Source organism: Candidatus Schekmanbacteria bacterium RIFCSPLOWO2_02_FULL_38_14, assembly GCA_001790855.1.
GTDB lineage: Bacteria > Schekmanbacteria > GWA2-38-11 > GWA2-38-11 > GWA2-38-11 > 2-02-FULL-38-14-A.
In genome coordinates, this window is sequence record MGDH01000042.1 from 24,754 (window position 1) to 49,918 (window position 25,165).

The window sequence follows — 25,165 nt, forward strand, 5'->3', positions numbered from 1 at the left end:
AATTAATACTATGTGATAATTAAACTTCCTTTGCATATGGAAACAAAATCTCTATTAAAATCCAGAGAAAAAGTAATTTTCTCTATAAATTTGAACGGCTCAATAACTGACTGGAGTCTGACGGCACAGGAATTGTTCGGATACAAAAAAGAAGAACTAATTGGAACTTCTATTTCTTCAACCTATGAAAATATATTTTCAGAACTCTTAAATTATAAGGAAAGAATTATAAAAGGCGAAAAAATCCCAAGCTTTACTTCCAAGAGGATGCTACAGGACGGGACTTTAGTTGAGATGATTTATACCTTTGCTCTTAATGATTTTCAGGAAAATAATGAGCAGAAAATACTTTGCATCATTGAAAAAATTCTTCCTGTAAAGATTAGAAACAGCGAACCTTCCAGGCATCATTCAAAATTAAAAATCAAGCCTTTAAATAATGCGTCTGAAGCAAAAAACTTAGCGGCTGAGTTTAAAGATTATTTTGAGGATATAGTATCAAATCTGCAGGATATCATTTTTATTACAGATAAATCCGGAAAAATCGTTTTTGCAAGCCGCGGAGCCAAAGAAGCTACAGGGTTTTCTTCAGCAGATATACTGGGATATCCTGTTAAAAAGCTTTTTGAAAAAGATGAAAAGTTTGGGAAAAGCATCTTTGAATATTTATTGGGAAAAGGGTGTGTCAATGATGTCGAAACCCAGATATTAAACAAAAACAACAAGAATATCCCGGTTCTCCTTTCTGCTGCTAATATGCTTAACAACAGAGGAAAATTGTCAGGATTTACTTTCATTGCAAAAGACATAACTGAAAGGCTTCAGAAAGAGGAAGAAATTAAATATTTAAGAAACTATCTGGATTATACTATTGAAGGCATTGACGATGCTGTCATAACAGTTGATTTTGAAAAAACCATATTATTCCTTAACCGCGGAGCAGAAAATATGTTTGGAATAACATCTAATGAAATCAAAGGGAAAAAGATATGGTCCTTGTTTCCAGATGAAATAGCTGAAGAATTATCTCCAAACCTTACCGTAGAAAAAATGCTTAAGAGAAACTCTTCATACAATACTGAATGCAGAATGAAATCGCGAAGCGGAACTCTTTTTCCTGCAATCTTTTCTGTATCTATATTAAAAGACAGTTACGGAACCCCAATAATTGGTTTTGTTTTTGTCATAAAGGATATAACTGAAATAAAAAAGCTGGAACAGCAATTGCTTCATTCTGAGAAACTTGCTTCTCTTGGAGCTATGATTTCAGGAATTACACACGAGCTAAACAACAAACTCGGACCTGTGCTGGGTTATTCCCAGCTTTTAAAACAGTCAAATCTTGGCTCTGAAGAGCTTGAAATGATAGGGAAAATAGAGCTAAGCGCTCTTAGCGCCAAAAAGATAATACAATCTCTTCTTGGATTTTCAAAACAAACCAAACCCGAGCTTAGTCTTATTAATATAAATGATACAATAGAAAAGGTGCTCTCTCTTCTTGAATATAAATTTGAATCAGGCAATCTGAAACTTGAAACTAATCTTGAAGAAGGACTTCCATCAACCTTGGCTGATGGAAACCAGATTGAACAGGTTTTTCTAAATATATTGAATAATTCAATACAGGCAATTGGTAATAGGCTTGGTACTATTTCAGTTAAATCTTTCATGAAAGGCGAAAACATTGTTATACAGTTTACGGATAATGGCTATGGAATAAGCGAAAAGAACCTGAAAAAAATTTTTGATCCCTTTTTTACGACAAAAGAACATAATCAGGGAACGGGTCTTGGACTCAGCGTATGCTACGGAATAATACAAAGCCACAATGGAAAGATTCATGCTGAAAGCATTGAAGGCAAAAAAACCACTTTTACAGTTGAGCTTCCTTTGAGAAAGACAAAAATCGTAAAACCTTATAGAGATTCTGAAGGTATTGCAAGAGAGATTGCAGGCAGAAAAAAAATACTGATTATAGATGATGATGAAATGATTAAGGATCTAATGGTAGTTGTTATGAAAAAAAACCACATAATTGAATCAGTTAATTCAGGTGAAAAAGGACTCGAGAAGATAAAAAAAAATACCTATGACCTGATAATAACAGATTTGAGAATGCCTGTTGTTGACGGATTCAAGCTCTATGAGTGGGTTAAGGAGAACAAGCCCGGACAAGAGAAGAAGATAATATTTACAACAGGTGATACATACGATGGGAAAACCAAAGAGTTTCTGGAATCAACTCAAAATCCATTTATTCCCAAACCGTTTAATGTTGAAGATTTTGAAGATATTGTAATGAGCCATTTGGCCAAGCTCTAAACTTCGGGTTTTCTTCTCTTGATTATCTCCTCCATAAATTTTATAGTAAAATCAATTAGCTGATTAATATCTTTTAGATTTCTGATAACAAGAGAGTTTTCTGAAAGAAATTTTATATGATTTTCTCTTTCTGAGATAATTTTAATGAGAATATCTGGCGACATCTTGAAACTGATAGAAAAGGTTATTCTGATCTCTTTTGATGAAACATCTATTTTTGAAACCATTGCCTCATTGCCTAAAATCCTCAATGAACTTATTTTAAACAGTGCGTTCAATGCTTCAGGCAGATCCCCAAACCTGTCACGGATCTCTTCTTTAAATTCTTCAAGGTTAACAATATGCCCTATTTCTGACAGTTTTTTGTAAATAGTAATTCTCTGTCTTGAATCCTCTACGAAATTTTCAGGAATATATGCCTCTATCTTGGAATTGATTACGCAGCGTGTCCTTTTATCTTCAGTAGAAAGATCTTGCATCTCATTTATCGTTTCTTCAATCATTTTGCAGTAAAGGTCAAAGCCTATTGCCAGGATCTGCCCTGACTGTTCCTCACCGAGAATATTTCCTGCGCCTCTTATTTCAAGGTCATGGGCTGCAATTTTAAAACCGGAGCCTAACCCTGAAAGCTCTTCAATTACTCTTAGCCTCTTCTTTGAGTCATCTGTGAGAACAGCCTTGGGAGGAATCAGAAGATATGCATAGGCAACATGTCCATCTCTTCCAACCCTTCCCCTCAGCTGATAAAGGTCTGAAAGTCCAAACCTGTCTGCCCTGTTGATTATAATTGTGTTAACTGCTGGAATATCAAGCCCTGACTCTATAATTGATGTGCAAAGCAATATATCATATTCCTTTTTTATGAATCTAATCATCACATCTTCAAGAAAAGATTTTTTCATCTGCCCGTGTGCAACTCCTATCCTGGCTTCAGTCACCAGGTTTTTTAATAGCCTTTCAATTCCGTGTATGCTGTAAACCCTATTATGGACAAAGTAAATCTGCCCTCCCCTTTCCATTTCTCTTTTTATCGCCTGAACAATAAGTTCTTTGTTAAAGCTTGTGACAATTGTTTTTATTGGCTGACGGTCTTCAGGCGGGGTATCAATTATACTCATGTCCCTGATACCCATCAACGAAAGCTGCAGGGTTCTTGGAATTGGAGTTGCAGTAAGCGTAAGGACATCAACCTCATTGCGAAACTTTTTTAATTTCTCTTTATGTTTTACGCCAAATCTCTGTTCTTCATCAATTATAACCAGCCCGATATCCTTGAACTCTATGTCATCTGAAAGAAGCCTGTGTGTCCCTATGACTATGTCAACTTTACCGTTTTTTAAATCCTCGATTATTTCTTTTTCTTTCCTGGCTGAACAAAATCTGGACAACACTTCAACCCTTATTGGAAAAGGAGAAAAGCGGTTTGCAAAAGTCTGGTAATGCTGTTGCGCAAGTATGGTTGTTGGAACCAGAACAGCCACCTGCTTGCTCTCGTTTGCAGCTTTGAAAGACGCCCTTAAAGCCACCTCGGTCTTTCCGTATCCGACATCTCCGCAGATCAATCTGTCCATTGGCTTTGAAGACTCCATATCCTTTTTTACATCCTCTATAGCTCTTAACTGATGAGGTGTTTCCTCGTATTCAAAAGTACTCTCAAACTCGCTCATCCAGTTATCATCCTTTGAAAAGGCATATCCGTCTGCAACTTTTCTTTTTGCGTAAATCCCGAGCAGTTTCTTTGCCATCCTGCGTATTGATTCCTTAGCCTTTTCCTTTATCCTCTCCCATCCTTTTCCCGCGAGATGGTCTAACTTGGGAACAAACCCTTGCACCCCAATGTATTTCTGGACAAGGTTAAGGTTTTCAACCGGAACATAAAGAAATTCACTGTTAAGGTATTCTATTGCCAAAAAATCTTTTTCAATACCATCTATCCTGAATTTCTTTATTCCCTGGAATTTTCCTACTCCGTAATCTATGTGAACGAGTAAATCGCCAGAGGAAATATCACCGAAGTCTGATATAAAGATGCTGCTGTCAAATGACCTTCTGAATCTTCTGGTAATCTTTTTCCCGAATATCTCTTCCTCGGAAATTATTACCAGTCCTGCTGATTCAAATTCAAACCCTCCTGAAATTTTTCCTGTCAGTATTTCAGGGACAGAAAAATCAGCAATCTCGGAAAAATCTACCTTGATTCTGTTTTCAGGATTAAAGACAACCTCAGCATCATACTCCCTGAATATCTTTTGAAGTCTTTTGCCGTAACCCTCATTCGAGCATACAAAATAGACTTTGCAGTTATTTTCACTGAACTTTTTTATCTGATGAAGACACGATTTTAGCCTGTCCACTCCTCCTTCAAACCCCAAAAAAGAAATTGTTTTTATATCAAAACTGAAAAAACTTTTTTCTTTGGAATTTTCTGTGTCAGAAAGGAAATCAAAAAATACCTGCTGATATTTTTTTAAACTCTTTTCTATATCATCAGGGGATATATAAAGCCCTGTCGGATGGAAGGAAGGATATCCCTCTTTTTTTAATATTTCCCATTGTGCGCATATCTCTTTATAAAATTCATCAGTTTTTTCTTTTACCTGCGCCGGCTCCTCTGAAATAATAAGCGTATCATCAGAAATATATTCAAAAAAACTCTCAAGGTTTTTAAAAAACAGAGGATTGAAATTTTCTATGCCGGGAAAGTACATTTTCCCGTCGAGATAGTTTAAAATCCTTTCATACGATTCTCCTTTGTCTTTAAGATCAAAAAAATATTTTTTAAACTCCTCAACTATTGTTTCGCTTGAATAAGGATTATAAAAAACTTCTCTTGCCGGAAGTATTTTTACCTGTTTCAACCTGTTTGTAGATTTTTGACTATAAAGGTCAAATTCTCTTATTGAAACTATCTCATCTCCAAAAAATTCTATTCTCAATGGATTTTTAATGAGTGATGTAAAAACATCGACTATGCAGCCTCTGGAACTGAAATCTCCTTTTTCCTCAACAATGTCTTTATCCTGATAACCGCATAACAGCAAATTCTCTAAAAGCTTTTCTTTTTGAATTTCCATTCCAGCTTCAATGTTCAGAAACTTTTCTTTTAATTCATTTTTACTCATAAATTTCTGAAGCAAACTCTCGGGTGTTATCAAAACTATTCCGGCTCTGTTGTTCAATAAACTATCCAGAACAAGGAGTCTTTTTGATGATATCTCTGCATAAGGAGATGACTTTTCATAGGGTACCGTTTCCCAGTGTGGAAAATAAAATATCTCATCTGAAGCCGTTTTGTCATTAAAGGGTTTAAGATTATTTGAAAAGAATATTAAATCGTTGTAAAACGGTTCAGCAATCTTAGATGAAGGCAGCAGAATGAGTATTTTTTTTTGCAGCAATCGGTGAATCAATATTGTGAGGAATGCCTTTGAAGAAACCTGTAGTCCCTTTGCATCTGCAACTGAGGCTCCGGATTCTATGGCATTTATTAAGTCACTGAGGGGGGGCTTGGTTTTTTCTTCGACCGGCATATTGACTCATGGAATTTAACCAATTCTCATGGCTTCCTTTGCTTCTCTTATAGTTTCAGAAGCAACTTCTTTGGCTTTTCTCCCGCCCAGAAGCAGGATTTCATCAGCATCTTTCCACTTCTTGGATAAAACCGACCTTCTTTCCTGGAATTTGCTGATATATTCCAGAAGGTTTTTTAAAAGCTCTTTTTTGCAGTCAATGCACCCTATTTTTGCGTTCCTGCATTTATCATCAATCTCCTTTACTGTTTCAGGGGGAGATAATATTTTGTGATAGCTGAAAACAACTGAAAGCTCAGGATTGCCACAATCAGTTCGTTTTACTCTTTGAGGGTCAGTCATCATTGTCATAACCTTTTGCCTGATTTCTTCAGAAGAATCAGAAAGATAAATACAATTATTGTAACTCTTTCCCATTTTTCTTCCGTCAAGTCCCAGAAGTTTGGATGTTTCTGTTAGTTTCGCCTGCGGTTCTGCAAACACCTCTTTCCCGTAAATATGATTGAACCTGCGAGCCACTTCCCTTGTCAGTTCAATATGCGGAACCTGATCTATGCCAACAGGAACTATATTTGACTTATATATTAATATATCAGAAGCCTGAAGAAGCGGATAACCAAGAAATCCATATGTTGAAAGATCCTTGTTTGTTAATTCCTCTTTCATCTCCTTGTATGAGGGCACCCTTTCAAGCCACGGAACCGGAACTATCATTGAAAGTATGAGATGGAGCTCTGCATGCTCAGAAATATCAGACTGAAGAAAGATTATTGCTTTTTCAGGGTTAATCCCTGCAGCAAGCCAGTCAAGCACCATTTCCCTGCCTAAATCTTTTATCATTGTAGGGTTGCTGTATTCTGTCGTAAGGGCATGCCAATCCGCAACAAAGAAAAAAGAGTCGTATTCATCCTGTATCTTTATCCAGTTCTCAAGAACACCTATGAGATGACCAAGGTGCAGTTTCCCAGTTGGTCTCATACCGCTCAATGCTATCTCTTTTTTAATTTTATCCATATATCAACTGTCTCTTTAAAATATTGGAACCCTTAAAAAGTTGATTAATGTGAAATATACAGGGCTCAGGATTGTCCCTAAAATTCCTGTGTAAAAAAGGAAAAGGAGTATAAGAAAACCATACGGCTTTGTCTTTTCAAACAAGATTGCTTTTCCGGCAGGCAAAATACCCATCAGAATTCCACTGCCATCAAGAGGGAAAATAGGAATCAGATTAAAGACTGCCAGTATTATGTTCAGTTGGATGGTAAATATAACAATAAGTATTAATGGCTTGAAGATAAAAAACCATTCCTGAGCAAAAAAGACTCCTCCGGGAATAAAGCCTGCTAAGTGGTAGATAACTGCTGCTGTAATTGCCAGCACCATATTGCTTAAAGGTCCTGAGAATGAAACCCATAGGCTCCCTTTTTTTGGATTGCGTAAATTATAAGGATTGACCGGAACAGGTTTAGCCCATCCAAAAAGGATATTTGAGCCACTGATAATAATGAAAAGAGGGATTAGAACAGTACCAAGCAAATCTATATGGGCAAGAGGGTTTAATGTCATTCGCCCTAAATTTTTTGCAGTAGGGTCGCCAAAACGGTTTGCTGTCCATGCGTGTGAGCACTCATGGACTGAAATTGCAAGAATCAGTGCTATATAGCTTATTATTAATTCACCTATTTGCTTGTGCATTTTTTGAAACCGGATTAAAGATGATAATCTATATTAATAGTCTTCCGGGGCATGTGACTTTCAAAGAAGTTTTGCTCTCGGATAAGAACCAAGGAATTTTAAAAATATGCAATTATTTTTTAATGACTTGATTGCTTTTTTAACTGCAGTGTCATCAATATGACCGAGAAAATCCAGATAAAAAACATATTCCCATGCTTTTTTCTTTGAAGGTCTTGACTCAATCTTTGCTAAACTGATTTTATTCTCAGCAAATGGCTCCAACACATTATACAAAGCCCCTGCTTTATCTTTTATAGAAAACAGCAATGAAGTTTTATCATCGCCTGTTTTTTCTAAATAATTCTTGCTGATTACAAGAAATCTTGTAAAATTATTAACATTATCTTCTATATTTTTTCTAACAACCTTTAATCCGTAAACATCGCCAGCCGTTTTGCTTGCGATGGCTGCCAGAGATTTGTTCTTTGATGCCATTATAGCAGCTATCGCATTACTTGAAACCTCCTCTACCGGCACATCTCTTAAATTTCTTCCCAGCCATTCTCTGCATTGGGCTATTGACTGCGGATGGGATACTATCTTCTCTACATTTTTTATGTTTCCGCTTTTGTTAAGCAGGTTATGATTAATTGGCAGTAGTATCTCTCCGTAAATTTTTAAATCCGATTCAAGGAACATATCAAGAGTAAGATTCACTGCGCCTTCTGTTGAGTTTTCAACCGGAACAACTCCAAACATGACGGTCCCTTTTTCAACTTCATCAAACACATCTTTAATAAAATTTGCTGATTGGTATTCTGCAGAAAATCCAAACTGTTTTATACATGCAAGGTGAGTGAAAGATGCTTCCGGACCAAGGAATGATACCTTCATTGGCCCTTCCAGAGAAATTGAGGCTGAAATTATTTCCCTGTAAATATTTCTGATTGATTCATTGCTGAGAGGCCCTTTGTTTTTGCTGAACAGCTTCTCATATATTTCTATTTCCCTTTTTGGGGCATGAATCTTTTTATTACCTGCTTTTTTTATTCTGCCAATCTTTATTGCTAAATCAGCCCTTCTGCTTAAAAGATCCAGAATCTCTTCGTCTATTTCATCAACCTGTTTTCTATGATTATATATTTTATCCAATTCAAATTCCTTTAAAAAATGAATAACTATGGAATTAGTTTTCTGTATAAATATTTATTTGCAACTCCAAATAATTCTCTTGATTAGAAACTACCTTCCCTCTAAACTATTTTAGCATTCAGATGATGTCAAGATTTTTTTGGAAAGCAAGTACAAAAGAACTCTTTGATTACACTATTTATAGTTGGATTATAAATCAAAAGCAGGCAGCCTTTTTCAATAAATATGGATGCCAATAGTTATAAAAAATTTTTCTCGCTGATGCTTAAAGGCGATTATGAAGAAACGCCTCTGTTTCTTCCTGTCAGTTATCCAAGAATTGGCATTTATACCGGCAACGGTTCATCCCACTCGTGGCTTTGGCTTGCTGAGCTTTTTGAAAAATATGGCCTTTATGATATATCTTTTATCAACGGGGAAAACATTCAAAATGATGCTCTTGACAGAATAAATATTTTTATTGTTTCAGGAGGCGATACCTTTGCCATTGCTGAAGAAATAGGGGAAAATGGCAGCAACAAGATAAGAGACTTCCTGGAAAACGGAGGTTCATATCTGGGAATATGTGCCGGTGCATATCTGATGCTTAACTCTTCTAAGACCCCTCTTGATTTTTTTAATCTTACTGGCGGGAAGATAAAAAACCTTTCCTCAAGCCTTCCGCTTTCAGTCAACATGAGTTATAAGTTTTCCATGCCCTATGGCTGCCAGTACCTGTATCATCCTGTAAGGGGCTCAATGCAAATTAAATTACTTGGCAAACCACCCTTTTATAGCACAGATACTATAGTCTCACCTGTATTTGGCGGGGGTTTTATCACTCCTTCAAATGATTTAACACCTCTTGCAAATTATCATGGTTTCACAAAAGATACTATCTTCCTCGTCGATGAAAAGACAGCCTCTGAAACAGTAATCGGGTCCTGTGCTGCTGCTAAAAGTTTTTATGGTAAAGGGGTAATCTTTCTTTTCAGCCCGCATTTTGAACACCCGATGTTTCCTGATGGGAATAATATAATAATAGATACAATATGTTACGGGAATGCTAACAAAAAATCAGAAAATTTTTGTCATAATCCCTCCACTTTGATCATTGATTCTCCTGGCAGAGGAATTTTAAAAAAGATAAAAAGCCTTTTGAGTAATTCCAGAATTGTAGCAGGAGGGTTTCACGGAACCGCACTTTACTGGAAAATTGGAAACAAGATGTGGGAGGCAGAAAAATTTTCGGTTTTTCTTGAAACCATATGGAAGCGATTTAGCAATACAGAAAAAGATTCCTTTGGTTTACGAATTAACCTGTCAGAGGCACAGGAATTAGAAAGACTCTCAGCAGATACATTAGACAATTTAAAGAAGCTAAAATCTGAAATAAGTTCTGGCAAGGATTCTGAAGAAACATTAAAAAAACTTCTTCTTGCTCTTAGTAAACTATCATCTGAGTTTTTTGATATCTATTTTAAATCAAAACTTGAAAAAGCATTGCAATCAAAGATTGAAAAGTAATTTTTTTTAAAAATTTGTTGACATGCAGAAAATTTGTGATATTATTGGTCAAATAGGAAAAGGTAACAACATTCCCAATATTTCTTTAGGCTTAAGACGTGAATAAATATTATCTTCCAGATATATTAGAATTAAACCTCAAGTCCAAGACAATTAACACACTCTTTACTGAAGTAGCTGAACTTATTCTAAAATCCTCAAAAATAGTTGATTCTGTAGCTGCGGTTAATGAATTCAAAAACTTAGAAAAATTCTGGTCAAAAAAAGGCTATGAATTGATTGAAAAAGAAAAAGATTTTTATCCCGAAGGGGTTTTCCCCCTTTGTATAAATTACTGTTCTTTTATTGATGCTTCTGGGTCGCTTATGTTTTTGGGAAGATCAAATGAAGGAATCGATATTCAAACAGAAAAACTACCCCCAGCAAAAGTTATCTGTTTCGTTCTATTCCACTCAATTGAATCATACCAGAATCTTGACCACAGGGATGCTGAAAAGGAAAAAATCAATCTCTACTGGAATAATCTTCTGAAAAACCAGAATTTCCTTAACAGGTTCCTCTCACTAAAGGATGTAACAGAGTTTCAGAAAACTACTGAAGAAATCTTGGGATTTTCTGAAAAAAGAAAACACCCAAGATTCAAAACTTCAGAATTTGCTTACTGTGCAATGTTTGGCACCAACACAGAAAAAGATAAAAAGGAAACAGCCAGGATTGTAGACATCAGTCTCTCAGGATTCCTGCTGGAGCATATGTCTCCATACACCCTAAACTCAATTTTAGAAATAGAGCCTTTTTTGGATAATGAAAAACTGTATTTATGCGGCAAGGTCTGCAGGACTCAAAAATATGGTACAGAGGATGGAATAAAATTTACTTCAGGAATAAATATAACAAATATTTCTGAGTTTGATGAAACTATACTAAACAAATATCTAGGAAATCTTTCTCCATTAACTCAGCTTAAAAACTCACAACAATAATTTTTTACTGCTTAAGCAATCAAATGTTATTCTTCAGCTGAATAAATCCTATAATAGTTTTCGTAATTTGTTATTACTTTTTTAATGTAATTTTTAGTTTCAGGATAAGGTATTGATTCAATAAATTCATCAAGCTCTCTATCAGGAAATCTTGATTGCCATTCTTTAACCTGGTGCTCTCCTGCATTATAAGCTGCAATTGCAAATACAAGATTATTGTTATATTTCAACAAAAGCTTTGAAATATATTTAATGCCTAACAAAATATTAGTTTCTGATTCATAAAGTTGATTTTTTTCAAAGTAGTCTTCTCCATTTTCCTTCAATATTTTTAGCGCTGTTTTCGGCATTATCTGTAGCAAACCAATTGCACCTGCAGGAGACAAGGAGTTTGGGTCAAAAAAACTCTCCTGTCTCATTATTGCCAGCACAAGAAAGGGATCTATTCCATTATCCATTGAATACTTGTACACTATATCCCAGTATGCTGCGGGATAGAATATCTCATTTAACTTTACAGCCATCAAATTTGTTTCCTCTGATAAAGAACCGGACATATTGCTAAGGATTTTTATTGGAATTGTGTAATTCCCTGTCATCCATAAAATCTCGGCAAGGGAGATTAGACTTTCCCTGTCATTTTTTTGAATTGTTTTTTTCGCATATTTCAATTCAGCTATTGAGTCGTCAGCCAAGCCTATTCTCCATAAAACCATAGCTCTTTTTATAAAATCCCTTGCCCCGTCTGAAGTCATCTTTCTTATAATCTCGTTCCATACATCCAGAGATATCTCTTTGGTTTTTGACTTGTCTGAACCATCATTTATATTTCTTCCATATCTTTCAAAACGGCTTGGGTTGTAATCATAAAAAACATCTTTATTTTTTATTTTATAATTGCACAAGAGCCAGTAGTAACTCTGATAATCTTTGATACTGTCTTTTAAAACATCAACGGCTCTGTCTCTGTCTTTATTCTTTTCCAGTGATTTATAACACCAGTATATTGATTTATTTATGCTCTCACTGTTTTTAAAGTTCTCTCTTTCTTTAAGAAAATATTCTGCAGATTCTGATAACCCCCCTTTCAGATAATAAACCCAGCCTATGTGCCAGAGAACATCATCTGTGTAAGCACTATCTTTATCTTTTTTTAAAACCTCATTGAACGATTCAATGGCTTCATTAAAGTTTTTTTCATCCTCGTAATACCGTCCTGCAGTATAGAGCATATCTTTTACAAACTCGCTATCAGGAAACTTTTCAATAAGTTTCTTTTTTACCCACTCAAACCCTTCCTTGTAATTTATCTGATAGCATGCTCTGGCAAATTTATAGTAGATTAAAGGCAGCCGTATCCTGTCGTTTTCCTTTTCAATCTCTTCTATTAATTTTTTATAAGAACTAACTGCATTGAGATATTTTTTCATCCTCTCATAACATTCAGCCATCTTTCTCATTACATCGAGTTTATATTGACGCTCCGCATTAGAGTTCAGTATGAATCTTGAAATTGAAAGGGTCTCGTCAAATTTTCTCGCATCATAAAACTTATCAGCCCTTATTAAAAGCTCGGAAGTCCTGAACATGCTCTCTATTGATTCTGTCTTATATGCATCCTTCAGAAATTTCTCTGCTTCTCTGCTCTCTCTGCTCAGTGGATAGTTTATCCACAGATAATTGAAAATCTCCTTCCCCTTATCATTTTCCCCTATATAAACATAAGACAATCCTATCCGGTAATAAGAGCTTGCAATAAAATTGCTTACAGGGAATTTTCGGTTGAACTCATTAAAAATACCCCGAGCCTCTTCCCATTTCATATTGGCAAATAATATATTTCCCATTTCATACATACATTCTTCAACCCATCTGCTCTTTGGAAACTCATTGAACAGCACTCCATAGATTCTCCTGCACTCATCATAGTCATATCTATACTCTGCAATTTTAAAAAGATAATACAGGGAATAATCCTTTATCTCAGGAAAATCAGTTATTGCTTTTTCAAATTCTCTGACTGCTTTATCAAATTCATTTCTTTTGTAATAATCCAGACCGCCAAGATATGGGTTTAATTCCTGTTTTCCCTCTTTTGCAGGAACAGTCTTTAATTCGCCTGCTATCTTTCCATTCCGATCTTTCAGAGAACTGATACAACCTGTAAGGATTAACAAAATGAGGCTTAAAACTGCTGGAAATTTTCTGAGCATTTACTCTATTCCTTTTTTCCTGATATGAAAGAAATTTCAAGTAGGGGCTGGATAAAAATATAATCCTGTCAAATGCAAAATGCAAAGCTTTTATGAAATAAAAAGAAGTGTTATTAAAAAAGTTACTGATGTTAAATTGCCATGGAATTTTCTTTATCAGGAAACATCTTTTTCAACAGGTATTAAATCGCAAAAATAAAAACGGTTCTCTCTCAGTACAATTTCTCCAATATTGAATAATATTTTCCTTCTGAATATGGGCCCATCAAATACAAATGTATGAAATTCTCCATTCTCACCGCAGGGGTCAACGTTTGAAGGAAGGTCAGATAGAAATTGCCTGTCAAATATTCTGCCTGCAAATCCTTTATCAAAAACGTTTGTGTCAACGCAGGTTATCACTGCCTTAAAGCCTGAGTCTATAAACTTATCTGCAAGCTTGGTTGTGTCTTGTTTCCAGATTGGAAAAATTGCCTTCATCCCAATTTTTGCGAGGTTCTCTTCACGGTATTTTCTCAAGTCCTCTAAAAATATATCACCAAAAACCACAGACAAAATCCCCCGGTCTTTATATGAAACCAGTTTCTCTTTCATTTTTGCTTCATATTCTTCATTTGAAGATTTTTCAGAAATAAAGATTTTTTCAAGTGGAAACCCTAAAGATTCTGCCTGCTCTTCAAGAAGAATACGCCTGACTCCATGCATGCTCACCCTGTCATATTTTTCTGTTATAGTTGTCAGCAGTGCTGATACTTCATAAACACTACCCTTCTGTAACTCATTTAGAGCCATCGCACTGTCCTTCCCCCCGCTCCATGTAAAAAGAACTTTTTCAGCCATCGTTATACCTTTTAATATTTTGTAGGGACAGCCCTTGCCTGCCTACCGTCAGGCAGGCGGCTGTCCTCACTTATAGGCAGAGCAAGGCTCTGCCTGCCTGTTCGGCAGTCAGGCAGCTATATCAGATTGGACAGGGTCAAGCCCTGTCCCTACAAGAAATAAACAAATTCTTTTTACATGATGATTTTAAAAACATTTTGCTGGCAAGCGGTTCTACTACTTCTTAACCCTTCCCTACTCCCATTCAATCGTGCTTGGGGGTTTTGAACTTATATCGTAGACTACTCTGTTTACGCCCTTTACCTCGTTTATTATCCTGTTTGAAATCCTTGCCATTAAATCATAGGGAAGCCTTACCCAGTCAGCAGTCATTCCATCAAGGCTTGAAACAGCCCTTATGCCAACAACATTTTCATATGTCCTTTCATCTCCCATCACTCCTACACTCTTAACCGGCAGAAGAACTGCAAATGACTGCCATATCTCCCTGTACAAACCAGCCTTCTTTATTTCTTCAACCACTATTGTATCTGCTTCTCTTAGAATTTTAAGTCTCTTCTCTGTTACCTCTCCTAAAATCCTAACAGCAAGACCGGGACCCGGAAAAGGCTGTCTCCAGATTACCTCATCAGGCAATCCAAGCTCTTTTCCAACCAACCTCACCTCATCTTTGAAAAGCTCTCTGAAAGGCTCTATAAGCTTAAGCCTCATATCCTTCGGCAATCCCCCGACATTGTGATGGCTTTTTATTGTTGCTGATGGACCTTTGAATGAAACAGATTCTATTACATCAGGATAAAGTGTTCCCTGAGAAAGAAACTCTATTTTCCCTAATCTTCTTGCCTCTCTTTCAAAGATTCTTATGAATTTGTTGCCAATTATTTTTCTCTTTTTTTCCGGGTCAGTAACACCTTTTAAATCTTTAAGAAACTCTCTTCCTGCATCAACATAACTGAGGTTTATGTGAAAATTGTTTTTAAACCTTTTTATTACCTGACTGGCTTCATTTTCCCTCAAAACTCCATTATTGACAAACACACACTTGAGATTTCTGCCTAATGCCTTGTGAAGAAGAACTGCTGCAACAGAAGAATCAACTCCACCGCTCAAAGCTAATATTACTTTTCTGTTCCCAACCGTTTTTCTTATATTCTCTATCTGAGTGGCAATAAAAGATTTCATATTCCAGAGGGGTTTGCATTTGCAGATATCAAAAAGAAAATTTCTTAACACCTTTTTCCCGATTCTTGTATGAACCACTTCAGGATGAAACTGGACACCAAAAATCTTTCCATCCCTGTTTCTGACAGCAGCATAAGGACAGGTGTCAGTCTGAGCTATTGGTATGAAATCCTCAGGCAATTTTAGTATCTGGTCTCCATGGCTCATCCAAACAGTATGTCCGTCGCTTTTTCTGACTGATTTTATTCCTTTAAAAATCCCGTCGCCCTTAGTGATTCTTAAAATAGCCCTACCAAATTCTCTTTTTTCAGATTTGGCTACTTTTCCTCCAAAAAATGTTGTCAGAAACTGAAGTCCATAGCATATCCCAAGAACAGGCACATTAAGTTTAAATATCCCTATGTCGCATTTTGGAGAGTTTTTATCAAAAACGCTTGAAGGACTTCCTGAAAAAATTATTCCTTTAGGATTGAAATCTATTGCTTTTTTAAATGGATAATTAAAGGGGTGAATTTCGCAGTATACCTTCTGTTCTCTTACTCTTCTTGCAATTAACTGTGTATACTGTGAACCAAAATCAAGTATCAGAATTTTTTCTTTATGAATATCATTCTTCATTGAAGTTCAAATATCAAAATCCAAATTTCAAATAAATGCCAAATTCCAAATCCCAAAACTTTAGCTTCTTTGAACTTTAGATTTTATTTAAGCTTTGAACTTTGACATTTGAGCTTTTATTTACTTCCCCATTCCGACACGCTGTGACTGCTGGAATATCTTTCCTTCTGTTTTCATGGCAGGAGCTATGATTAATTCTGTCTGTTGCATTTCTTTTATATTTGATGCACCGCAGTTTCCCATTGAAGTCCTTAACGCTCCAATAAGGTTTTGGGAGCCATCATCAAGTTCAGCAGGTCCGTACAGTATCTGCTTTAATGTTCCTGTTGTTCCAACCCTTATCCTTGTCCCCCTCGGGAGATTAGCATGAGGGGTTGCCATACCCCAGTGAAATCCTCTTCCGGGAGCCTCTTTTGCCTTAGCAAATGCAGACCCAACCATTACAGCATCAGCACCGCATGCAATGGCTTTGCATATATCTCCGCCGGTGTTCATGCCACCGTCAGTTATAATGGGGACATAGCGGGCAGTCCTTTTAAAATACTCATCCCTTGCTGCTGCTGCATCACAGGTTGCAGTTACCTGAGGCACACCGATTCCCAGCACACCCCTTGTTGTGCACGCAGCCCCGGGTCCGATTCCTATAAGAACCGCAGCAATTCCTGTTCCCATCAATTCCAGCGTTGTTTTATATGTTACGCAATTTCCAACTATTACAGGAATGGATAGGTCATTGCAGAGCTTTTCAAAATCCACTGACTCGTATTCCTTTGAAATATGCTTGACTGTGGTTACTGTTGACTGGACAATAAAGATATCAGCGCCAGCATTCTGCGCAATTTTCCCATATTTATAAGCTTTCTGAGGTATTGCTGAAACAATAGCCGGAACACCTGCCTTTTTAATTTCCTTTATCCTTACACTAATAAGCTCTTCCTTGATTGGTTCAAGATAAATACTCTGCACAAGTTTGGTCGCCACATCATTTGCAGCATTTGAAATCCTGTCGTAAATTTCATCAGGATTCTCATAACGGGTTTGTATTCCTTCAAGGTTCATCACAGCAATCCCACCAAGTTTTCCAAATTCTATTGCAAACCTTGTATCAACAACTCCGTCCATAGCCGCTGCGATTATTGGAGTATCATATTTCTTCCCTCTTATTTCCCAGCTTATATCAACCTCGTTAGGATTTATCGTTACCTCTCCAGGAACAAGGGCAATCTCATCAAACCCGTAACAGCGCCTTGCCTTCCGGTTTCTTCCGACCCACATTCCCATATTCATCTACCTCCTATATTATTTTCCTTTGTTTTTTTTCACATCGTCATTCCTGCCTGCCTGCGGTAGGCAGGCGAAAGCAGGAATCCAGTCCTTCGACAAGCTCAGGATGCATGGTGAGCCAGTCGAACCATGAATTCCGCATAAAGTGCCTGCCTGCCGCAGGCAGGCTACACATTTTGCTTTTATTTCTAAAATTTGAGTTTAATTACTATTTCCTATTCCTGATTTCAACTGTTTTGTTACTGCACAACAAATTTAATTTATTTATCTCTAAAGGTGTTAGATGCCTGAGTTCCCCCGGCTTTATGTCTCCTAATTTTATTGGACCAAAACTGATTCTTCTCAGCTTCAATATATTATATCCCACTCTTTCAAAAATTCTTCTTACCTCCCTGTTTTTCCCGCTTTTAAGTATTACTTCAACCCAGCAGTTTTCCTTAGTCTTTTTTGAAAACCTTACTTTTGGTTTTGAAATCCATCCATCTTCAAGCATTATGCCATCATTAATTTTCTTCAACTCCTCTTTCTTGATGACTCCCTGAAGTTTGGCTTCATATATCCTTTCAATGTTATTTTGAGGAAGAGTAAGATACCTGCTCATCTGGCCATCATTTGTAAGCAGAAGCAGACCTTCTGAGTTGTAGTCAAGCCTTCCCACAGTAAATAACCACATTTTTATTTTTTTATTAATCAAATCATAAATTGTTGGCCTGCTTCTATCATCAAAAGAGGTAGTCAGATATCCCTTTGGCTTGTTCAATACCATATATATTCTGTTCTCTTTTATTCTAACAGGCTTTCCGTCTACCTTCAGGTGGTCGGTTTCAGGGTCCATCTTTGTCCCAAGCTCAGTTACAATCTTACTATTAAGAATTATCCGCCCTTCCACCATCATCTTCTCTGACTGTCTCCTCGACGATATCCCCATTTGGGACATCACTTTTTGTATTCTCACTAAGTTTTTCTGTTTCATTTTTAATCTCGCCCAAATCAAATTCTGAAAAGTCTTTTAGAGTAGGTAAGTCTGTTAAATCCTTTAAACCAAAATATTCCAGAAATTCTCTTGTAGTTCCATATAAAATAGGCCTTCCTACCGCATCTTTTTTTCCAAGTATCTTTATCATATTCCTGTCAAGAAGTGTTTTCAGCACCCCAATTATGTTAACCCCTCTTATTTCCTCTATCTCAGGCTTGGTGACTGGCTGCTTATAAGCAATTACAGCCAATGTCTCCAAAGCCTGGGCTGAAAGTTTTGCCTTTTTTCTATGAGTAAAAAGTTTTGTTACATAATCAGAATACTCGCTTCTTGTACACATCTTATAACCATTCGCAACTTCTATTATCTGAATTCCCTTTCCTCCCTTCTCATATTCATCCTGAAGCTGCAAAATGGCAGTTTTTATAGTAGCCACATCTGTTTTGTCCAGAACTTCATTTATCTTGTTAATGGATAAAGGAATATCTGAAACAAAAATAAGCGCTTCTGCAATTGCCTTGATTTTATCAAATGTTATTTCTTCACCCATAATAAAATCCTTCCATCAACGGGGTTAGAAAACCCCGTCTATCGATAAGCGGGACATTCTTGTCCCGCCATTTTTCATGCCCCAATTTTCTTTACCTTATCTTTAATGTGCTCAGTGCTATTAAAGCAAAAATCAACGCCACTATCCAGAACCTTATAACCACCTTCGGCTCTGCAATCCCTCTTTTCTGGAAGGTGTGATGCAAGGGAGCCATGAAAAAGAGTCGCCTTCCTATATAATTTATTGAAATCATCTGAAGAAAAACTGTCAATCCTTCTATGAAAAATATCATCCCTGCAAGCACTATCAGCACCTCCTGTTTAACCATTATAGCTATGACTGCGATTATCCCACCGAGTGTCATAGAGCCCATATCTCCCATAAAAAGCTGTGCAGGGTATGCGTTATACCATAGAAATCCTATTCCTGCCCCTATCACAGCCGCACAAAAAACAGAAAGCTCCCCTGTCCCTTTTATATAGTTGAACTGAAAATACTGTGACAGATTCATATTCCCGAGCACATAAGAGAAGACCCCAAAGACAAGAGTGCTCAGAATAATCGGGCCTATTGCCAGTCCATCGAGACCGTCCACAAAATTTACCGCATTTGAAGTGGCTATCACCACAAAGATAACAAATGGAATATAAAACCAGTTGAGGTCAGTTATCGGGTATTTATAAAACGGAATATTGAGAAGAGTTGCGTTGGTTGTTGTGGGCCAAAACGGCGAATAGTCTGAAATCAGGAGAACACCAAGAATAAAACTAAAAACAAACTGGCAAAAAAGTTTCTTTGGTATTGATAGACCATCCTTGTTTTTATATTTAATTTTCAGAAGGTCATCATAATATCCAACAACTGAAAACCAGAGTGTAGTGGTTATAATTATCTGAATAAACCTGTTTGAAAGATTGCACCATAATACTGCAGGTATCAGTATTGAAAAAACTATAAGGATGCCTCCCATTGTTGGAGTCCCCTCCTTCTTTGATGCATCTATTACAGCCAGTTCCTCTCTGGATGTATCCTTTATGTTCTTTTCCTTAAGCCATCTGATTACAGGTCTGCCAAGAATAATGCTTATCAGAAAGGCAGTAAGCATTGCATAAATAATCCTGAAGGTTAAATAGCGGAACAGTCTGAGAAATGAAAAGACAGAATCATTGGAATAAAAATGTTCGTAAAGGAAATACAGCATATTCTTATTTCTTCACTCTGTTGTTAACCACAATTTCAGAAAAAACCTCTTTTAACGGAAAAACAGGAACAAAGGATTCACAGGTCAAATCAACACCTGATGTAATCTTTCTGAATTCCTCATTATCATTGCCCATCATCAGTGAAAGCGAACGAAGGGCTTTTGCCCTTACCATCCATATATCATCTTTCAATAGATATTTCAGTGCTAAAACTGCATTTTTTGATACACCCACCCTGCCCATGTTCTCAGCGATTGCCTCTCTTACCTCAAAGTTTTTTTCCCTGAAATTTATTCTGGTTTTTTCATTTCCTGAAAGCTCGTTATGAAAATTCTTTCCCAGCAATCTCGTAAGCAATATTGCCTCGATTTCACTCTTCTTCCCGGCAAGCAGGCCAAGGCTCTTAATTGCTTCAGTCCTTATCTCCCAGTAGTTATCGTTTACAGATTCAGACAATGCTTCAATTGCATTTTGTGTGTTCAAACCAATCATTCCAAGGGCTTTTGCAGAATTCCTTCGTATAAAACCTATCTCTTTCCTGTCTGAAAGCATATTGCACAAAGACTGGACTCCATCCTTGCACCGTATTTCTCCAAAAAGTTTCACTCCAATATTTCTTATTTTCCAGTTTTTGTCAAAAATAAAGTCTAAGGCTTTTTTCTTTACTGCTTCATAATCTATTTCTCCGCTTTTCACCATTTCAGAAGCCACTTTTTTTTCTTCAAAAAGCGTCGGTTGGACTTTAAAGGCTTCGCTATTTCTTGCATGGCGTAAAAGCCTCTCCGCATCCAGATATTTTTTCTTTTTAAGAAGTGATTTTTTTGTTCTAAAAAGAGAAAGCATTTTTGTTTAATATCAAACCGTTAAAGTTTTAAATTTAGTCTTTGCATTTTATCTTAAAAAAATATAAAGTCAATGTTATTAAATTTTGCCGGATTGAGACCTGAGAATAAATATTCCTTAACCTGTACATAAAATTTTGTCTAAAGATTAGCCAATCTCTGTTTAAAATTACAGGAGATTTTTTATGTCTGTTGAAATGATAAGAAAAGAGATTGATGAGTTTTTATCCTCTCAGTGGATTGGCGTTTTGTCAATGAAAGATGATGACGGAACTTACGGCATACCAATACCGTATTATTATGATGGCAAGACTATGAATTTTGCGATGCTTATTGGCGGAAAGGCTATTAAAGCAATAATGAGAAATACTGATGTCTGCTATACGGTATTCAGCACCTTCGAAGACCCAGAATCTTCTGAAAAAAGATGCTGGAAGTCTGTAATTGCAAAAGGAAAAATGGAAAGGGTTGCTAAAAAAGAGGAACTGATTTATTTACTTGATTTAATGGAAGAACATTTTAAAAAACTGATAGAAGATACCAAAGGAGACACAGATGAGGCTTTTGCACAGTATAAAAAAGGGTTGCTTTCAAACCCGAATGAATCAAATCTGTTTAAGCTTCATATAAAGGAAATAAGCGGGAGAAAATTCGGCATGTAATATTGGCTTGTCACTGCAAGGAGCAAGACTACTTCGCCTGTCATTGCGAGGGGACACAATCCCCGAAGCAATCTCACAGACTCATGGCAGGTTCCGCAATCTTAGTTAAAGCTGATGGCTGATAGTTAATAGCTTAAAACTGAGATTGCCACGCTCCCAGAGTTTATCCTGAGTTTGTCGAAGGAGTCGCTCGCAATGACAGAAAAAAACTTTTTATAAGATAAAAACAAATATCAAAAAATTCCTCAAAGTTATAAAACAAAGGAGTAATACATGGAGGATTTGAAAAGATTTGTCGGTAAAGTCGCAATTATAACAGGCGCAGGCACAGGAATCGGAAAGGCAACTGCCATAAGGCTTGCAAAAGAAGGCGCAGCCATTGCAGCAGTAGGAAGAAGAGCTGATAAGGTAGAAGAAACAATAAAAGAGATAAAAAGCCTTGATGGAAAAGGCATGGCTATCAGCGGCAACATTGGGGAAAAAGTTGATGTTGAAAATATTGTAAAAAAAACTCTGAATGAGTTTGGAAAAATTGACATACTTGTTAACAATGCCGCAATCGAGGGAAAGTCTTCAAACCTTCTTGAAATGACTGATGAGCAATGGGACGAAATCTATAATATCAATTTACGGGGCGTGTTTTTTATGACCCGGGCAGTGGCAAAAGCCATGGTTGAAAAAAGCATCAAAGGAAAAATAGTCAATATCTCCTCCATAGTATCAAAAACCCCGCCCATTAAATGCTCTGCCTATGCATCTGCAAAAGCAGCTCTGAATACCTTTACAATATGTTCCTCGAATGATCTTGGTGCCCACGGAATAAATGTAAATGCAATATGTCCGGGGCTTATTGAGACTCCCATGCTTGACAGGCTTGACAATCAGATGTCAGCGAGCAGCGGCATTACGGCGCATGACCTCGCTGAAATTATGATTGCATCAGGAAGATTGCCCAAAGGGAGAATAGGACAGCCTGAGGATATTGCCAATGTGGTTTCTTTTCTTGTTTCAGATGATGCAGAATATATGACAGGACAGGTAATCAATGTGTGCGGAGGAGTGGAGACACACTGATTACTGCTTCACCCTGAAGGTCTGACTCGCAGGATGGGAACCGGACCAGCCAGTAACAACCCAATGGTATATCCCGTTATCAGTTGTAAGATTAGCAAGATCTGCAGCTGTTACCCACTTAGCACTGACTCCACTCTTGACAATTTGAGGGTAACCTGAAACATCTTCCGAGAGCGACCATTGCCATGTATTCGCTTCTGTCCAAGGATTCCCACCAATAAAAAATTTGTACGGAGTCTCACAATATGTCCCATTGGTTGTCCATGCAAAAAGATAAGGAAGGGTGATTTCTTCGCAATTTGCCGGAACCATTAAACTTATGGAACAGCCGTAGGCTGTTCCATCAGGCAAAACCGAATCACAGTTTATAGTTGTTGTTGTTGAGGTAGTAGTTGTTGTCGTCGTCGTTGAGGTTGTCGTAGTTGTTGTGACTGATGTCAGCGTAGTTGAAGAATCTGAAGTATCTGTTGTTGTGGTTGTTGAGCTTGATACAGTTGAGGATGTTGTCGTCGTTGTAGTAGTAGTCGTGGTTGTTGTCGAAGGAGTCCCTTCGCATTTTTTGCTTATCCCGCTAAACCGCCATAAAGCACCTTTTTTTAAATTTTTTCATATTTAAAGTCGCACACTCGGAATATGAATCTCCTATAGTTATTGATATATTCACAGGATTTTCTGTTCCTGACAAGTCAATCCCCGAGGCAGTAACAGAAAAAGTTTTTGCCTTTAAATCTAAAATAATTTTAGGAAATCCCATTGCTAAAAGTTCATCTGAAATAATATATTTTTTGCCACTTTTTGAAAAAGAACCGGCTTCAACAGTCAGTGAATAAGAACCAACCTGAATCGTTAAATCATTCGCAGTCAAATCAATAGAACCGATAGCAATTTTCCCGTTTATGATTAATCTATTATTCCCTTTAGTGAAATAAAGTTTAGCACTGGTAATCCTGAATATCGCCGCATCAGATTGAACCGCTAAGGCAAATACATTCAGAAGAAATAATACAACAATAAAACTCTTTAAAAGCTTCATTCTTTCCTCAGAATATACAGTTTTTTAGACATGACTGAAAGTTAAAACTATGGAATTTATGTTATATTTAAACTGACATTAGTCAAGAACAATTTCTAAATTGGGAAAAAGCATTCTGCCTTGATTTTTTGGCTTGTCAAAAAAACAAACAGGTTCTCTTTTTTGTTTTTTCTTTTTTTTCAGCAGGAAAGGTTGTTGTTGATGTGGTTGTGGTTGTAGTAATAGCAACAGAAGTCGTTGTGGTTGTTGTTGGAATCGTATCTATTGTTCTTGTTTCAGATTGTACTTCTGTAACATCATCAAAATCAGAACTGTTATCGCACTTTTCGCTTTTACCATTAAAACTCCAAATCTCGACTTCTTCTGTCTCCTTTTCTTTCATGTTTACAGAAGCGCATTCATAAAAGGAATCTCCAACCATTATTGATATTTCCACAGGATTTCTTGTGCCAGAAATATCAGCCCCGGAAGCATTTATGGAAAAAGTTTTTGCCTTTAAGTCTATAACAATTTTCTTAATCCCTGAATCATCAGGTTCCCCTTCGTAAAGATATCTGTTCCCGCTTTTTGCAAACGAACCTGCATCTATTGTCTCATTGTATGAACCAACTTCAAAAACCACATCATTTGCAGTTAAATCTATGGAGCCAATGTCAATATTTCCTTTAACAGTAAATTTATTTTCATCATCAGAAAAAAACAAACTCGCACTTATGACTTCAAACACATCTGCTTTGACAGAACTTGCTGAAACAAACATCAAAGCAGTTAATATAACAATTAAATATTTTTTATAATGTCTCTTTCTTTCTAAGGTAAACATTTGGCTTTTCCATTTTTTTTATTTTACCAAAAAAAAGTAGATATTGACAAGAGGTAAATATTTGTTTTAGAAAATATATTTATAGATTATAAATTTCATAAGAGGAAATCAATGGCAAAAATATCTGCTCCAAAAGTTACCGGAGGATTAAAAAAGGCAATGGAGGCAAGTGGTGTAAGGCTAAAAGAAAACCTGACTTCTGAAAAAGTGGAACAGGCAATTATTGAATATCTTGATGAAAACAATGTCCTCCATCTTGCAACTGTTTCCAAGGACAGTGAACCAAGAGCAACACCTATTGAGTACAGAAACAAAGGACTGACCATATACCTGTTCTCAGAAGGGGGAATAAAGATAATAAATATAAAAAATAATCCAAAGGTTTCAGTCTCAATTGCATCACCATACAACAGACATAAAGACTACTTTGGTTCAAGAGGTCTGCAAATATGGGGAAAGGCTCATGTATATACAAAAAAAGAGAACCCTGATGTATTCAGGGAATGCCTCAGTGTGATGCAGATTAACGAAAATATGCTTCCTTCTGATTTTTTGTTTAAGGTTATAAAGATTGAACCTGATAGAGGAAAATATATGGATGCGAGAAAAGGGTTCTGGTCAGTTACTTGGGTAAAGTAAATTTTTTTTAGGATGAATGCAGGTCAGGCGAGACGCCCGACCTGCCTGTTTTGATTA

The 25,165-nt window shown here is 36.7% G+C and carries 21 protein-coding genes; 6 read left to right on the forward strand and 15 right to left on the reverse strand.

Annotation, left to right across the window (positions count from 1 at the left end; all coding sequences use genetic code 11):
• Positions 1 to 12 precede the first annotated feature (12 nt).
• Positions 13 to 2,322: a hypothetical protein gene (locus A3H37_07925; GenBank protein ID OGL47947.1), complete on the forward strand. Its 2,310-nt coding sequence runs from the start codon at positions 13 to 15 to the stop codon at positions 2,320 to 2,322.
• Here the strand turns inward: A3H37_07925 and A3H37_07930 are convergent.
• From A3H37_07930 to A3H37_07945, 4 genes are read right to left on the reverse strand one after another with little or no spacing between them, the layout of a single operon-like run.
• Positions 2,319 to 5,852, reverse strand: coding sequence for a transcription-repair coupling factor (locus A3H37_07930; GenBank protein OGL47948.1), 3,534 nt, complete (start codon positions 5,850 to 5,852; stop codon positions 2,319 to 2,321). The two genes, A3H37_07925 and A3H37_07930, sit on opposite strands and share 4 nt — an antisense overlap.
• A gap of 15 nt (positions 5,853 to 5,867) precedes the next feature.
• The gene (locus tag A3H37_07935; protein ID OGL48064.1) at positions 5,868 to 6,857 is read right to left on the reverse strand and encodes a tryptophan--tRNA ligase; all 990 of its coding nucleotides are present in this window, start codon (positions 6,855 to 6,857) and stop codon (positions 5,868 to 5,870) included.
• A gap of 24 nt (positions 6,858 to 6,881) precedes the next feature.
• Positions 6,882 to 7,547 (reverse strand): hypothetical protein, encoded by a 666-nt coding sequence (locus A3H37_07940; protein OGL47949.1) that lies wholly within the window; start codon positions 7,545 to 7,547, stop codon positions 6,882 to 6,884.
• Between the two features lie 60 nt (positions 7,548 to 7,607).
• A complete protein-coding gene (locus tag A3H37_07945; protein ID OGL47950.1) occupies positions 7,608 to 8,681 on the reverse strand; it encodes a chorismate mutase in 1,074 nt (357 codons plus the stop codon).
• Positions 8,682 to 8,906: 225 nt separating this feature from the next.
• Between A3H37_07945 and A3H37_07950 the strand changes: the two genes are divergently transcribed.
• Positions 8,907 to 10,187, forward strand: a complete 1,281-nt coding sequence (locus A3H37_07950) for a hypothetical protein (protein ID OGL47951.1) — start codon at positions 8,907 to 8,909, stop codon at positions 10,185 to 10,187.
• A gap of 98 nt (positions 10,188 to 10,285) precedes the next feature.
• Positions 10,286 to 11,170: a hypothetical protein gene (locus A3H37_07955; GenBank protein OGL47952.1), complete on the forward strand. Its 885-nt coding sequence runs from the start codon at positions 10,286 to 10,288 to the stop codon at positions 11,168 to 11,170.
• A gap of 26 nt (positions 11,171 to 11,196) precedes the next feature.
• Here A3H37_07955 and A3H37_07960 read toward each other — a convergent pair whose 3' ends face one another.
• The 8 genes from A3H37_07960 to A3H37_07995 form a co-directional block, all read right to left on the reverse strand.
• Positions 11,197 to 13,383, reverse strand: coding sequence for a hypothetical protein (locus A3H37_07960; GenBank protein OGL47953.1), 2,187 nt, complete (start codon positions 13,381 to 13,383; stop codon positions 11,197 to 11,199).
• Positions 13,384 to 13,539: 156 nt separating this feature from the next.
• On the reverse strand, positions 13,540 to 14,223 hold the full coding sequence (locus A3H37_07965) for an ATP-binding protein (GenBank protein ID OGL47954.1): 684 nt from the start codon (positions 14,221 to 14,223) through the stop codon (positions 13,540 to 13,542).
• 234 nt (positions 14,224 to 14,457) lie between these two features.
• Positions 14,458 to 16,023, reverse strand: a complete 1,566-nt coding sequence (locus A3H37_07970; protein ID OGL47955.1) for a glutamine-hydrolyzing GMP synthase — start codon at positions 16,021 to 16,023, stop codon at positions 14,458 to 14,460.
• Between the two features lie 120 nt (positions 16,024 to 16,143).
• Positions 16,144 to 17,304, reverse strand: coding sequence for an inosine 5-monophosphate dehydrogenase (locus A3H37_07975; protein OGL47956.1), 1,161 nt, complete (start codon positions 17,302 to 17,304; stop codon positions 16,144 to 16,146).
• A gap of 211 nt (positions 17,305 to 17,515) precedes the next feature.
• Entirely contained in the window at positions 17,516 to 18,280 is a 765-nt protein-coding gene (locus A3H37_07980; protein ID OGL47957.1) for a hypothetical protein, read from the reverse strand.
• Entirely contained in the window at positions 18,174 to 18,833 is a 660-nt protein-coding gene (locus A3H37_07985; GenBank protein ID OGL47958.1) for an SMC-Scp complex subunit ScpB, read from the reverse strand. Before A3H37_07985 ends, A3H37_07980 begins: the two co-directional genes overlap by 107 nt.
• A gap of 91 nt (positions 18,834 to 18,924) precedes the next feature.
• Positions 18,925 to 20,034, reverse strand: coding sequence for a phospho-N-acetylmuramoyl-pentapeptide-transferase (locus tag A3H37_07990; protein ID OGL47959.1), 1,110 nt, complete (start codon positions 20,032 to 20,034; stop codon positions 18,925 to 18,927).
• A gap of 4 nt (positions 20,035 to 20,038) precedes the next feature.
• On the reverse strand, positions 20,039 to 20,878 hold the full coding sequence (locus tag A3H37_07995; GenBank protein ID OGL47960.1) for a hypothetical protein: 840 nt from the start codon (positions 20,876 to 20,878) through the stop codon (positions 20,039 to 20,041).
• A 184-nt stretch (positions 20,879 to 21,062) separates the two neighbouring features.
• Between A3H37_07995 and A3H37_08000 the strand changes: the two genes are divergently transcribed.
• Entirely contained in the window at positions 21,063 to 21,539 is a 477-nt protein-coding gene (locus A3H37_08000) for a hypothetical protein (GenBank protein OGL47961.1), read from the forward strand.
• 273 nt (positions 21,540 to 21,812) lie between these two features.
• Positions 21,813 to 22,613: a hypothetical protein gene (locus tag A3H37_08005; protein ID OGL47962.1), complete on the forward strand. Its 801-nt coding sequence runs from the start codon at positions 21,813 to 21,815 to the stop codon at positions 22,611 to 22,613.
• On the opposite strand, the gene A3H37_08010 is transcribed toward A3H37_08005, so the two are convergent.
• The 3 genes from A3H37_08010 to A3H37_08020 form a co-directional block, all read right to left on the reverse strand.
• On the reverse strand, positions 22,614 to 22,925 hold the full coding sequence (locus A3H37_08010; GenBank protein ID OGL47963.1) for a hypothetical protein: 312 nt from the start codon (positions 22,923 to 22,925) through the stop codon (positions 22,614 to 22,616). It lies immediately after the preceding gene.
• A gap of 259 nt (positions 22,926 to 23,184) precedes the next feature.
• Positions 23,185 to 23,646: a hypothetical protein gene (locus A3H37_08015; GenBank protein ID OGL47964.1), complete on the reverse strand. Its 462-nt coding sequence runs from the start codon at positions 23,644 to 23,646 to the stop codon at positions 23,185 to 23,187.
• 136 nt (positions 23,647 to 23,782) lie between these two features.
• Positions 23,783 to 24,469: a hypothetical protein gene (locus A3H37_08020; GenBank protein ID OGL47965.1), complete on the reverse strand. Its 687-nt coding sequence runs from the start codon at positions 24,467 to 24,469 to the stop codon at positions 23,783 to 23,785.
• A 111-nt stretch (positions 24,470 to 24,580) separates the two neighbouring features.
• Here A3H37_08020 and A3H37_08025 point away from each other — a divergent pair, with 111 nt between their 5' ends.
• Positions 24,581 to 25,108: a hypothetical protein gene (locus A3H37_08025; protein ID OGL47966.1), complete on the forward strand. Its 528-nt coding sequence runs from the start codon at positions 24,581 to 24,583 to the stop codon at positions 25,106 to 25,108.
• Positions 25,109 to 25,165: the final 57 nt, after the last annotated feature.